We start from the raw sequence: 14,206 nt of genomic DNA, 5'->3' as shown, positions 1-14,206 counted from the left end.
TCCCTTCCCTAAAATGGTTTAAATCCCATGGCCTCACGAACATCATAAAGCGTTTTCTGTGCGCTCACTCGCGCCTTTTCGGCTCCCTCGTTTACCACCTTCTTGAGGTAGGCGTCGTTTGCCGAAATCTCCTTAATACGCTCACCGATGGGAGAAATAACCTTAATAATATCCTCCGCCAGCTGCTTCTTAAGATCACCGTAACGAATAGAACAATCGGCGTACTTCTCCTTAAAATAGCTAAGCGTATCTGGTGCTGACACAACCTCCATGATGGTGAAAATGTTCTGTACAGGCTCACTAATCGGAGAGTTAGGTTGGGTTGGGCCGGTATCGGTTACAGCCTTCATAACCTTTTTGCGTATCACCTCTGGTGCATCGCAGAGGAAAATACCGTTACCCTCGCTCTTGCCCATTTTGCCTGAACCATCCAACCCCGGAATTTTCACTAGCTCCCTGCCAAAGTTGTAGGGAACTGGTTCCGGAAAATAGTCAACATTGTATATGGTGTTAAAGCGGCGAGCATACTTACGCGTCATCTCAAGGTGCTGCTCTTGATCCTTCCCAACTGGTACCTTCGAGGCCCTATGTATCATGATATCTGCAGCCATAAGAACCGGATAGGTGAGTAATCCCGCATTTACATTCTCCGGATTTTTGCGAACCTTATCCTTGAACGATGCTGTGCGCTCCAGCTCACCAATGTAGGCGTTCATGTTTATTAGTAGGTATAGTTCTGGAATTTCATGGATGTCGCTTTGGCGGTATATGGTGGCCACTTCGGGATCGAGCCCTGCCGCTAAATACTCCGACAATACCTGCTTCACATTGCCGTGCAAATCGTCGGGGTGAGGGTGAGTGGTGAGCATGTGAAAATCGGCGATAAAGAAGAAGCAGTGGTTATGGTGCTGCATCTCAATAAAGTTCTTCAATGCTCCAAAGTAGTTGCCCAAGTGCAAGTTACCGGTCGACCTTATGCCGCTAACAACAGTTTCCATTGTATATGTTTTTCTCTCGTGATTATTCCAGAAGAATTGTCAATAGGTGACAAAAGTAACAAAAGAGAATGAAAAGAGATAGGCAGTTAGGAATTTAGCGAATTAGCACTTCAGCATTTGGCTATCATCGGAGGAGTTGCCGCGTCATTAATTTTTGCTTTTATCATCAGGATGACTTGACTCTTACCCCATTTCAACCACGTTAGCTTATCTAATGGCATTGATTACTTCAGAATCCCTCCATTTTCAACACTTTCAAGAATAATATAGAATAATAAAAGCAAGCAGCACATAACGCACAAATTTTCCTACGAGCATAAATAGAGCAACTGGAAAAGGCTTTGCCCTAGCTAACCCCAGCGCAAGAGCAATAAGGTCTCCAATAAACGGAACCCAGCAGAGCAGTGCAAACCACGGTCCTTTTCGGGCAACTCGCTCCCGCCAACGCTCTGCATCGGAAGGGTTTACCCGAAAGAGGCGTGTAAGCGTTTCCCATTTACCCAGAAAGCCAAGGAGGTAGGTGGTAAGTCCCCCAAGCCAGTTACCTATTGAGGCCACCAGCACGAGAAGTGTGGCATCCCAACCAGCAACTACCAGATAGCCAAAGAGCGGCTCACTGCCCATTGGAATAATGGTTGCCGCACCAAAGGAAACAACGAAAAGGCTTAAGTAGCTAAGGGTTCCTGTCACTTGTCAAAAAAAAGTGTTCAAATGTCGCTCTTTTTTCCACCCCAACCAAGTCTCCAATGGGAATTCGTAATCAATGTATTACCTTTGCCTACTAAAATAAAAACGAGATGACTTCGACACGACAAGAGAAAGTAGCCCGCCAACTACAGCGCGACCTAGGTGAAATTATTCAGAAGGAGGGACAGGCGCTATTTTTCGGAAAGATGGTTACCGTTACCAGCGTAAGGGTTAGCCCCGACCTCAGCTTTGCCAAAACCTTCCTCAGCATATTTCCCAGCAACGACAAAGATGCTACCTTAGCACTGATTAGAACCCACACTAAGCAAATTCGTCACGAGCTGGGTAAGCGGGTGAAAAACCAGCTGCGCATAGTGCCCGAGCTGGCCTTCTTTATCGACGACTCCCTCGACTACATTGAGAATATTGAAAATTTGCTGAAAGAGTAATTGGTGAATAGTAATCTGTGAACCGATCCGGCATCTGCCGGAGAGGTCGCCGAAGGCAATAGTGAACTGTGTGTAGTGAATTCTTTTAACCTTTAACTTCTAACCTTTCTCTCCCCATAATGAAGCACCTAATTAGCTTTATAACCCGATTTATTCCCCGCCACATCCTTCAGCTGGTGGCGCACAAAATGCTGCAGATTGTCGGATTTTTTATGCGTGGGAACAAGTTTGAAGATCCCATTGATGGAAGAACATACCGCCGGCTGCTTCCCTACGGCAGGGTTAGCAGCAGAGCAAACGCCTTGGCACCAGGTTCGCTTTCGCTGGAACGTCATCGGCTGCTGTGGCTCTACCTAAAAACCAAGACGAACCTCTTTACCGTGGAGGTGAAGCTGCTCCACGTTGCTCCCGAATACTGCTTTATCAAGCGGTTTAAGAACCAAAAGAACATTGATTACATCACCGGCGACCTCATTTCGCCCTGGGCCGACGTGAAGATGGATATCCGAAAAATCCCCTTCGACGACAACACCTTCGAGGCCATCATTTGCAACCATGTGCTAGAGCACGTGGACGAGGCCGACTTAGCCATGCGTGAATTCTTTCGGGTGATGAAGCCGGGAGGTTGGGGTATTTTTCAGGTTCCTGTGGACTACACCCGTGAAACAACGCTGGAGGATCCAGCCTTTAACACCCCTGCACTTCGCGAAAAGCACTACTGGCAGCGCGACCACGTTCGCCTCTACGGGCGCGACTACGCTTCCAAGCTGGAGGCAGCCGGCTTCAAGGTTACTCAGGATAGGTTTGTTGCCGAGCTCGATCCGGCACTGGCACACCGCTATGCACTTCCATTGGACGAAATAGTTTATTTTTGCCAAAAGCCATCGTAAAGCATGAACTTTCCTCTCTTCGTTGCCCGCAGGTATCTGTTTGCCAAAAAATCGCACAACGCCATTAACATCGTTACCGGGATTTCCGCCATGGGGGTTGGGGTTGGAGCGCTTGCTTTGGTGGTGGTAATGTCGGTTTCCAATGGCTTCAACGAGGTGGTAAAGTCGCTCTTCAACTCCTTCGACCCCGATCTAAAGGTGGTGCTGGTGGAGGGAAAAACCTTTGCGGGCAATGCTCCCGAAATTCAAAAGATACCCTCAGTTAAAGGCGTTGCCAACATGGCTGAGGTGTTGGAGGAGAACGCCCTCTTTAAGTATGCTGACCGGCAGCAGGTGGGGGTGATGAAAGGTGTTAGCCTCAACTACAGCGGTATTTCGGGAATCGATACCATGATGATTGACGGCCAGTTTAAGCTCAAGCACGGCGATATTAACTTGGCAGTGGTAGGGCAAGGGGTTGCCTACAAGCTGGGGTTGAATATAAATTTTGCCGACCCCATTTTTGTCTACATGCCCAAGCGGACCGAGGAATACTCGCTAAATCCAGAAAAAGCATTTAATAAAGATTACCTATACCCTTCCGGAATCTTTTCCATTCCACCCGACTTCGATGCCAAGTATATTCTTGTGCCAATAACCTTTGCAAGGAAAATATTGGAATATACCAACGAAGTTACCTCAATTGAAATTAAATTGAAGCCCAATGCCGACCTACAATCAGTACAGCTTCAGGTGGCAAAGTTGCTTGGGAGTCGGTATAAGGTCCTCAACCGTTTCCAGCAGAACGAGGTGCTATACCGCATTATGAAGTCGGAAAAGGTGGTGGCATTTCTCATCCTCTCCTTCATACTGCTGGTAGCATCGTTCAACGTAATTATGTCGCTCTCGCTGCTGGTGGTGGAGAAAAAGCACGATGTAGCCGTGCTTGCCGGATTAGGAGCCAGCTCCAAAACCATTGAGCGCATTTTTCTGCTGGAGGGATGGTTTATCTCCATGCTTGGAGCAGTGGGAGGAATTGTAGCCGGCCTTGGGATTTGTGTTGCCCAGCAGCAGTTTAAGCTTCTTAAGCTATCGGGCACAGGGTCGTTTGTGATAGATTCCTATCCGGTTAAAATTGAGTGGGTTGATATTCTTGCAGTTTTCATAACAGTGGTAGTAATCGGATTTCTTGCTGCAAAAATTCCGTTGTGGTTTAGCCGGAAGCGATTATTCTCCAACGAAAACATTCAGGCGGAGCTGCACTAAAAATCAAATTTGTAATTAAACGATGATTAGTCGAGGGGTAAAATCTATTTTTCGGCTAAAACTAAAGGTGCTGAAACAACGTAGAAGCATGAAATGTCCTAGGAACCAACGTGATTTTTAGGGCTTTTTTACAATTTTTAGGTTCATTTTGATAAATGAATGAGTTGTTAAAACAGTAATGTTTACGGCGCATTAAGAATAGTTTGCATGGGTAATTGCTGGTAAACAGAGCAATTTGCTACGTTTTTTCTTAAGCAACTGTTTACCACAACAAGGTTTTTTATTAACATTGTAATGTAAAGTTATCAACAACCGAAAACAAAGCACCACCATATGAAAAGATTATCTACTCTTCTCCGGCTCTCCTTTTTACTTTGTTTTTTGCTTTTCTCCGCAGCAATCCTTTCGGCTCAAACGCTTTACTGGGTTAACGGTAGCGGTAGCTGGAACGATGGCTCCCACTGGTCGCTTACCAGCGGTGGCAATGGAGGTGCGGGTGTACCAACACTCAGCAACGATGTTGTTTTCAACAAAAAATCATTCACGGAGAAAGGTGCAGTGGTATCCATTACGGCCCAAGCCTACTGTAATAATCTTACATGGAAGGGGACCGAGAAATTTGCACCATCGTTGCAAGGGGGAAAATCATCTTCTTTGCTTGTTTCTGGTCTATTTGTGATTAAGGATCAAATTACAAATTCCTTTCAGGGAAAACTAGTCTTCCTTGGTTCCGATAAACAGCAAATTAAAACCGCTATACATTTTCCTTCCGTAGTAATATCTGTAAATGCTGAAAAAAACCTCATAACAGAGCCCAACCTGCGTTCTTCCAAAGTTGAATTACTTCCTGCCACATCTGTAATAGGAAATAGTTTACCTCAACGAACAAGTGGCCCATTAAGAAGTGGCGTTTCCTCTATAAACCCAATAGGAACAGACGTTAGCTGCTTTGGATTGAGTGATGGAACGTTAACTATAACGGTTGCTGGAGGTACTCCAAACTATACCTATCAGATTTTTGACTTGGGTGATATAACATATAATTTCACTCAAATAATTACAGATCTTACCCCTGCAGTATTTACAAATTTAAGAGCTGCCACATACATTATTAGTGTTAAAGACGGCAGTGGCACAGTACAAACTAGCAGCTACACAATCAATCAACCTAACCCACTAACTCTAGTCGCCTCGACAACCAACATCACCTGCAACGGTGCCAACGATGGTAAGGTCACTGCCACCGCCAGCGGTGGAACCACCAACTATACCTACACTCTAAAGGACGGCGCAACAGTCCTCGGTAGCCAAACTAGTAGTGGTAGCGTAACGTTCACAGGACTACCTGCTGGTGTTAACTACTCCGTAGATGTAGATGATAGCCACAGCTGCGGCCCGGTAACTCAAGGTCCACTCACCATCATCGACCCGGTTGCGCTGGGCGGCTCCATAACTGCCCATACCGATATTCTCTGCTTTGGTGCTCTCACCGGTTCCATAACAGCTACGGCAACTAACGGCACATCCCCATACCAGTACAATATTGATGGTGGTTCCTACCAAGCCTCCGGCACCTTTAATGGATTGGCAGCAGGGAGCCACACCGTTACCGTGCAGGATGTTAATGGATGTACTTTCTCCATTCCTCCTTACATTCTAACCCAACCCGCAAGTGGTGTTTCAGGGTCAATCTCGTCTCAAACCAACGTTAGCTGTAACGGTGGGAATGATGGCTCTGTGACAGTAGCGGGATCCGGCGGAACATCTCCTTATCAATATAGCCTTAATGGTGGTGCTTATCAAGGATCGGGAACATTTGGTACCTTAACCGCAGGATCATACACTGTAACAGTTCAAGATGCAGGCGGATGCACATATGACGTACCGGTAATCATTACCCAACCAACCGCATTAGGTGGAGGCATTACCGCCCAAACCAACGTTGGCTGCAATGGGGGTAATAATGGTTCGGTTACGGTGGCAGGTTCAGGGGGAACATCTCCTTATCAATACAGTTTAAATGGTGGAGCATATCAAGCATCTGGAACTTTCGCTACACTCACAGCAGGGAGTTATACCGTTACAGTAAGAGATATCAATGGCTGTACCCACGACGTTCCAGTAACCATCACTGAACCAACAACTCTAACGGGCAGCATTACATCGCAAACAAATGTAGCCTGCAATGGTGGAAATACCGGTTCAGTGACTGTTGCGGGATCGGGTGGAACCGCTCCCTACCAATATAGCCTCAACGGCGGAACATACCAAGCATCTGGAACTTTCTCTTCACTTACTGCAGGGAGTTATACCGTTACAGTAATGGATGCCAATGGATGTACCTATAATGTTCCGGTTACTATCACTCAACCTGCAACCCCGGTGTCTGGCTCCATATCGAGCCAAACCAACGTTAGCTGCTTTGGCGGAAATAATGGCTCAGTTACCGTTGCCGGAGCAGGTGGTACATCTCCATATCAATACAACTTAAATGGTGGAACATTTCAAGTATCCGGAACATTTGGAACCTTAATTACCGGTGCTTATACTGTAACTGTGAAAGATGCTAACGGATGTACATTCGATGTTCCCGTAACCATTACCCAACCGGCCACTGCTCTAAGTGGTAGCATTCCTTCCCAAACTAATGTTCTTTGCTTCGGAACCTCAACAGGATCGGTTACCGTTGCCGGGTCGGGTGGTACATCTCCATATCAATATAGTCTAAACGGTGGCGCATACCAAGGAAGCGGAACGTTCAGCACCCTTGCAGCAGGTAGCTATACTGTTACTGTTCGTGATGCAAACAGCTGTACATTTGATGTTCCCGTTACTATTACTCAACCAGCCACAGCATTAAGCGGTTCTATTACGGGCCAAACTAACGTTCTGTGTTTTGGCGACAACACGGGCTCCGTTACTGTAACCGGTACGGGGGGATCTTCTCCCTACCAATTTAGCCTTAACGGTGGAGGATATCAGGCAAGTGGAACATTCAATGGACTTACCTCAGGTGCCTACACCGTAACCGTTCGTGATGCCAATTCGTGTACATACGATGTTGCAGTAAACATAACGGAACCTGCAAATGCACTTACAGGGAGTATCTCATCACAAACCGATGTTGCCTGCTTCGGTGCTTCAACCGGATCGGTTACCGTTACGGGAGTTAATGGAACATTACCCTATCAATATAGCTTCGATGGTGGTGCCTATGCAGCAACAAGCACCTTTAGTAGTTTAGCAGCAGGAAGCTATACCGTTACCGTTAAAGATGCTAATGGATGTTTAGCAACCATACCGGTTACCATTGCACAACCGGCAGCCGCACTATCTGGTAGTATATCTTCGCAAACCAACGTTGCCTGCTTTGGAGGAAATACAGGAACAGTTACAGCTGCAGGCACTGGAGGTACTGCACCTTATCAATATAGTCTCAACGGTGGTGCTTACCAAGCAAGTGGAACCTTTGCAACTTTAATTGCTGGTTCATATACTATTACTGTAAGAGATGCAAACAGTTGTACAGTAGATGTTCCTGTTACCATAACTCAACCAGCTGCATCACTCTCAGCTGCAATTTCTGCACAGACAAATGTAAGTTGCTTTGGTGGTAATTCTGGCTCCGTAACTGTTGCCGGTGCTGGTGGAACTGCACCCTACCAATATAGTCTCAATGGAGGCGCTTATCAGGCTAGTGGTACTTTTGGTACCCTTATTGCCGGTAGCTATACCGTTACTGTTCGTGATGCAAACAGCTGTACGTTTGATGTTCCGGTTACCATTACCCAACCTGCATCAGCACTTACAGGTAGCATCACCTCCCAAACCAATCTTACCTGCAATGGGGGAAACGATGGCGCAGTAACAGTTGCTGCCGCCGGTGGCACTTCACCCTACTCCTACAATATTGATGGTGGTACTTATGGCGCATCAGCCACTTTTAGCAGTCTTATTGCAGGTAACCATACCGTTGGCATTCAGGATGCAAATGGATGTACCACAACCGTACCAGTTACCCTTACCGAGCCACCAGCCATAATTATAACCTCCGAAACGGTAGTTAACGTTACCGGTTGCTTTGGCAATACCAATGGCAGCATTACCATTGTAGCCAGTGGTGGAACTGGTGTGCTCTCCTACTCCATCGATGGTGGAACAACCTATCAAGCAACTGGCAACTTCACCAATTTGGCAGCGGGTACATATCAAGTAATGGTAAAAGATGCCAGTGACTGCTTAAAGACTGGCAGCTTGCTCGACGTTACCCAACCTGCTCAGGTAACCTTTACCTTTACCACACAAGATCTAACGTGTAACGGTAGCGCGAACGGTGAAATTCACTTCACCGCTTCAGGTGGAACACCACCATACCAATACTCTATCCTTGGAGGCACCTCATCATCATGGAAGGCAAGTCCCGATTTCACTGGTCTTACAGCCGGAACCTACTCGCTTAAGGTTAGGGATGCTAATGGATGTACAACTGTAGCTTCTATTGCCAAAATACTTCAACCTGCGGCCATTGCCACCGATGGTGGAACATGGCAGGATGTTACTACCTGTAATGGAGACAATACCGGATCGATCACAGTTAAGGTTACTGGAGGCGTGCCACCATTTAGCTTCTCCATCAACGGAGGAACAACATGGCAAGCAACTGGTGAGTTTCTAAATCTGTTTGCAGGAACCTACTCAGTAATAGTTAAAGATGGCAACGGCTGTACCACAACGGTTGGGCCGAACACCATCAACGAGCCCTCAAAAATTACCATCTCGGCCGAGATTGTTGACGATGTTACTGTTTGCTGGTATAACACTGATGGATCAATCGTGGTGTTAGCTACTGGCGGCACCGGCGATCTGCAATTCTCCATCGATGGTGGAACCACATGGCAAACCGACGGTTTCTTTAATAACCTTGGCGTAGGCACCTATCAGGTAGCAGTTAAGGATGATAATGGCTGTATCAAAAACGGAAGTTTACTCACCGTTGCCGGTCCACCACCAATTGTTATAGATCCAACTACAACTACCACCAACATCTCGTGCAATGGTAGCAACGATGGACAAATTAACGTAGTGGCCACCGGAGGCACCGGAGCATTATCCTACTCGCTCAATGGCGGTCCAGGACAAGCAACTGGGCTATTCCCCGGACTAACCGCTGGCAGTTATACCGTTACCGTTACCGATGCCAACCTCTGTACACTGGACTACCCGGTTACCCTAACGGAACCAACAGCCATAACCTATACCTCACAGAACTTTACCAATGTAACATGTAATGGAGCCAACGACGGAACCATAACCATTGTTGTGAGTGGCGGTTCGGCACCTTATGATTACTCCATTGATGGTGGAACAACCTTTGCCAACACAACTGGGTTCTTTACAGGATTGACAGGTGGAACATACAATGTTGTTGTGAAAGATGCCAATGGCTGTACTGCTAATGGCAATGCAATTACCATTGTGGATCCAGCCGCCATAAGCATCGATGCCAGCTCGGCCTCCAACTCCGGCTGCTTTGGCTCTAACACCGGAACTATTTCCGTTCTTGCCTCTGGAGGAACAGCACCTCTTACCTTTAATCTGAAGGATGGTACTGCCACCATTATTGCCTCGAACACCTCTGGCACCTTCACCGGTTTGGCTCCCGACACCTATACCGTTGAGGTGGTAGATGTCAATGGATGCGGACCAGTGATTGCAGGACCATTCACCATATCGGAAGCCACTGCACTTACAGCAACTTCTGTTAAAACAGATATTACCTGCAACGGTGACGTTAATGGAACAATTACAATCACCGCTTCCGGTGGAACACCTCCATACCAGTATAGCTTCGATGATGGGGCAACATTTGGAGCAACCAATACGGCAACCAATTTAGCCGGTGGCGACTACTACCTGTTTGTTAAAGATGCAAATGGATGTATGTTTGCCGATACCGTTAACATATTTGAACCAGATGTGCTCACAATAACACTCAATCCTACCAACCCTAGCTGTAGTGGAATGACTATTTGGGATGGAAAAATTGTGGCGACCTCTACTGGTGGAACATATTCTGCCCTCTCTCCAAAACTTTTCAAACTTGACGGCGGCGCTTGGACAACTACACCTACCTTTAATAATGTTACCCCAGGGCCACATACGGTTACCGTAAAAGATGCCAAGGGTTGTACCGCTTTGGCCAACGTTACGCTAGTTGCTCCAGCCCCAGTTACAATCGGATCGCAATCGTCTGTTGACCCAACCTGTACTACGTTGGGCTCCATAACCGTTACAGCGCTTGGCGGAACAGGACATTACACCTATGTGCTCAGTCCCGGCGGTGCTACCAATATTACTGGCATATTTACTGGTCTTGGAGGAGGAACTTACACTGTATCCATTACTGATAGCCTTGGTTGTGGTCCAGTGACTACAGGAAACATAGTGCTAGTTTCACCCACAACACTCCATATCGATGCTGTTAATATTACTGATGTAACTGGATGTTATGGAAATACCAATGGTGCTCTTGAGATTATTACCAGCGGTGGAACAGGAACGATTGTTTACTCCATCGATGGTGGTGCAACATGGGGTAATACCAATATTTTCACAAATTTATCCGGTGGAACATATAGTATTCAGGTGAACGATGCCAACAACTGTATTACCGGCACCCTTGCTCAAGTTCAACAGCCCAATCAGATAGTAATTACGGTTGACCAGCTTATTCAGCCTACACCTTCTGGAAATGACGGTGAAATAGATGTTTCAGCAACTGGAGGAACAGGCACACTCACCTATGTGTTGACTCCCGGAGGTACATCCAATACCACAGGCGTGTTTACAGGATTAGCTGCAGGGAACTACTCCGTTACAGTTAACGACAATAATGGCTGTAGCGCAACAGTCACCGACTTGCTTCTTAATGACTTCAGTGCAACCATTACATCAACAGACCTTACTTGTAATGGTGTGAGTGATGGAACCATAACCCTGACCATATACGGTAGCTCCAACCCAACCGTAAGCTGGACCAAGGATGGCATAGATTATAATACCGAAATGAACGCCAAATATGATGGCAACGGTTATAAAAATTTGGATCCAGGAACCTATGTTGCAACGGTGACAGATGTTCCCACTGGTAGAATTATTGTTCTTCCAGCGGTGACCATAAATGATGCTCCGGCAATAGTTATTTCCAGCGTTGATACTCCTACCTATGATATTTGTGCAGGCAAGGATCAGGGCGCGATTACCATTAATGCCAGTGGCGGAACAGGTTCACTCGATTATTCTGTTGATAACGACGTGACATATCAATCGTCCAATATTTTCACAAATCTTTTACCCGGCGACTATAACGTATATGTGAAAGATGGTAATGGATGTAAGGTGGCCTATACGGCAAACCCAATCAACTTCCAAGATGCTCCGGAAAAGATTACGGCAACACTCGATCCATCCTCTGTTAGCGATATAACTTGTCCTACCGATTCAACCGGTTCGTTAGTGGTTAATGTTGCTGGTGGTGTGCCAACCTACACTTACAGTTGGGATGATGGTACCACCGATCTTAACAGGACCGATTTACCAATAGGTACTTACTCACTTACCATTACGGACCAAAATAGCTGTAACCTTACCCAACCATTCTCAATTACCGGACCGCCAATGTGGGATGCCTCGGCAGTTATTGACTCGGCGGTATGTAAAATCAGAGGATATGATATTGGGCAAATTAATGCCACTGTAAACGGTGCAACCCCAGGATATACCTACTCTTGGACTGTTGTAACCGACGATCCCAATATTCCTCAAATTGCTGATACAGATTTGAATATTGACAACCTGCGCTCCTTCGATAGCAACGGTAAACAGATTGGATATCGATTAAATGTTGTGGATTCAAAGGCCTGTGCATATAGTCAGACATTCTATGTGCCTTATACCACAAGACTTCATGCTTCCATTATTACCAAACCATTTGTTTGCGCTGGTGTCCAAATATCACTCATGGCTAGCGGCAGCGACATAAACATGTCACTAAATCAGTGGTTTGGCCTTAATGCAAGAGGAACATCTATTGACCTAAGTGCCTACAATGGACAACCACTGGCACAAGCAATAATTGACACGTTAACAACCTTTAATCTATTACTGACAGATAACACTGGTGAGTGTCAAGATCTTGCTACGGCGCTAGTTACAGTTTATCCGAAGATTGGAGTTGAGATAATTAAAGACTTCAACTTTGATGGGGATACATTAGTTGTGCTAGCTAATTCGCCCTATGAAGTTGCTTCAGATATTACTACAGCGAATATGGACGTCGTGTACTACTGGAAGGATCCGGCCCTATTCAACCCTGTTGATAATAGCATTTCCAACATTCTGGTTCCTCAGTCCTACACTTTCTACAAGCAAAACAGCAAGTGGGGCTATACCCAGATATACGCCATGGCCGAGGATACAGCTACTAGTTGTGTCGACAGTGTAGCCGTTCCTGTTAAGGTTCTAAAGCTTATCAATATTCCAAATGCATTTTCACCCAACGGCGATGGTATACATGATACTTGGGAAATATGGGATGTTACCGGTGTGCCAATTAGTGCGCTATTCCCCCAGATTGAGGTAGAAATTTTCAACCGATGGGGTTCACGGGTTTTCTACTCCAAAGGCTATGAAAAGCCTTGGAATGGTAAAGCAATTAGTGGAGGAGATTTACCAGTGGGAACATACTACTACGTGATTAAGTTCAACAAGGAAGGCTATGGACCACAAGTTGGCTCTGTAACTATATTACGCTAGAAATACCCCGGGGCTTTGCCCCGGGACTCTATTAAAAACAAGGAAAGTCCAAAAGAAACGAAATAGGTGGGTATGAAAAAGTTTTACTTGATAGTACTAACGGTTCTTTGCTCTGGCATACTTACGGATGCTTGGGGTCAACAAATTCCCCAGTATTCACAGTATATGTTTAACCCGTATATTATCAATCCGGCGGTGGCAGGAACCAACAACTACTTTCAAATTAGGTCCAACAACCGCTACCAGTGGATTGGTATTCCGGATGCGCCACAAACCTATAGCCTTAGCGTTTATGGTCCCCACGCCAAAAAAGATATGGGGTTTGGAGGAATGATTTACAGCGATATCACCGGTCCAACCAGTAGGCTTGGATTGTCGGGTAGCTATGCCTACAATATTAGAATGACCGACGAGATTCGCCTTTCTGGAGGTCTGAGTTTTGGACTTTTGCAGTACAAAGTTGACGGGAGCAAAATTGACTTTGGCGATGAAAACATTACCAACGACCCGGCACTCTTTACCTCAACCAAGTCGACATTGGCCCCTGATGCATCCATTGGCTTCTACATGTATTCATCGTACTACTACGTTGGTATTTCGGCATTGCAACTGCTGGGTAATAAGCTCAACTTTAACAATGACGCAGTGGGGATCAACAAGTTGAAACAACACTTCATTCTGGCAGGAGGCTATAAGTTCTACCTGACTCGCGACTATGAGCTCGAACCATCACTGCTGATAAAATACATGAACCCTTCTCCCGTTGTGTTTGAACTTGATGGTAAAATCACATATCGTAACAAGGTTTGGGGTGGCCTTTCGCTGCGGTGGAAAGATGCTGCATCAATCTTGATTGGCTATATCCACGACAACAAGTATATGTTTGGCTATTCATACGACTACTCATTTACTGCACTAAGCCACTATAACAGCGGTACCCACGAGATTATGATCGGCGTGCTTTTCGAAAATATTAAGTAAGTTTGCTCACAAAAAAAATGTTTAGATCACTTTTCCTGTTTTTAATTGGAGCCATTATTCTTTCTGGCTGTAGCAATCGTAGCGACATTATCCCAGAAAAGGATATGGCCGCTATTCTTTATAAAATGTATCTTACAGATGG

At 45.9% G+C, this 14,206-nt stretch carries 7 protein-coding genes; 5 read left to right on the top strand and 2 right to left on the bottom strand.

What is annotated here, in order from left to right:
• Positions 1 to 8: 8 nt before the first annotated feature.
• Entirely contained in the window at positions 9 to 998 is a 990-nt protein-coding gene (gene trpS, locus VMW01_10860) for a tryptophan--tRNA ligase (GenBank protein ID HUW06748.1), read from the bottom strand.
• A 255-nt stretch (positions 999 to 1,253) separates the two neighbouring features.
• Entirely contained in the window at positions 1,254 to 1,688 is a 435-nt protein-coding gene (locus VMW01_10855; GenBank protein ID HUW06747.1) for a YqaA family protein, read from the bottom strand.
• A gap of 107 nt (positions 1,689 to 1,795) precedes the next feature.
• Here VMW01_10855 and rbfA point away from each other — a divergent pair, with 107 nt between their 5' ends.
• From rbfA to VMW01_10830, 5 genes are all read left to right on the top strand, one after another.
• Entirely contained in the window at positions 1,796 to 2,134 is a 339-nt protein-coding gene (gene rbfA, locus VMW01_10850) for a 30S ribosome-binding factor RbfA (GenBank protein HUW06746.1), read from the top strand.
• Between the two features lie 119 nt (positions 2,135 to 2,253).
• Positions 2,254 to 3,024 (top strand): class I SAM-dependent methyltransferase, encoded by a 771-nt coding sequence (locus tag VMW01_10845; GenBank protein HUW06745.1) that lies wholly within the window; start codon positions 2,254 to 2,256, stop codon positions 3,022 to 3,024.
• A 3-nt stretch (positions 3,025 to 3,027) separates the two neighbouring features.
• Positions 3,028 to 4,269: an FtsX-like permease family protein gene (locus tag VMW01_10840; GenBank protein HUW06744.1), complete on the top strand. Its 1,242-nt coding sequence runs from the start codon at positions 3,028 to 3,030 to the stop codon at positions 4,267 to 4,269.
• A 333-nt stretch (positions 4,270 to 4,602) separates the two neighbouring features.
• Entirely contained in the window at positions 4,603 to 13,083 is an 8,481-nt protein-coding gene (locus VMW01_10835; GenBank protein ID HUW06743.1) for a gliding motility-associated C-terminal domain-containing protein, read from the top strand.
• Positions 13,084 to 13,155: 72 nt separating this feature from the next.
• Complete coding sequence (locus tag VMW01_10830) at positions 13,156 to 14,064, top strand: type IX secretion system membrane protein PorP/SprF (protein HUW06742.1); 909 nt, start codon at positions 13,156 to 13,158, stop codon at positions 14,062 to 14,064.
• Positions 14,065 to 14,206 lie beyond the last annotated feature (142 nt).

The sequence above is a fragment of the Williamwhitmania sp. genome, assembly GCA_035529935.1.
Taxonomy (GTDB): Bacteria; Bacteroidota; Bacteroidia; order Bacteroidales; family Williamwhitmaniaceae; genus Williamwhitmania.
This window is presented reverse-complemented; position numbering and strand designations above follow the sequence as displayed.

Bases quoted from the DNA above. Each gene is read 5' to 3' on its own strand.
- VMW01_10845 (HUW06745.1), top strand. From the start codon at position 2,254: ATGAAGCACCTAATTAGCTTTATAACCCGATTTATTCCCCGCCACATC.
- VMW01_10840 (HUW06744.1), top strand. From the start codon at position 3,028: ATGAACTTTCCTCTCTTCGTTGCCCGCAGGTATCTGTTTGCCAAAAAA.
- VMW01_10830 (HUW06742.1), top strand. From the start codon at position 13,156: ATGAAAAAGTTTTACTTGATAGTACTAACGGTTCTTTGCTCTGGCATA.
- rbfA (HUW06746.1), top strand. From the start codon at position 1,796: ATGACTTCGACACGACAAGAGAAAGTAGCCCGCCAACTACAGCGCGAC.
- VMW01_10835 (HUW06743.1), top strand. From the start codon at position 4,603: ATGAAAAGATTATCTACTCTTCTCCGGCTCTCCTTTTTACTTTGTTTT.
- trpS (HUW06748.1), bottom strand. From the start codon at position 998: ATGGAAACTGTTGTTAGCGGCATAAGGTCGACCGGTAACTTGCACTTG.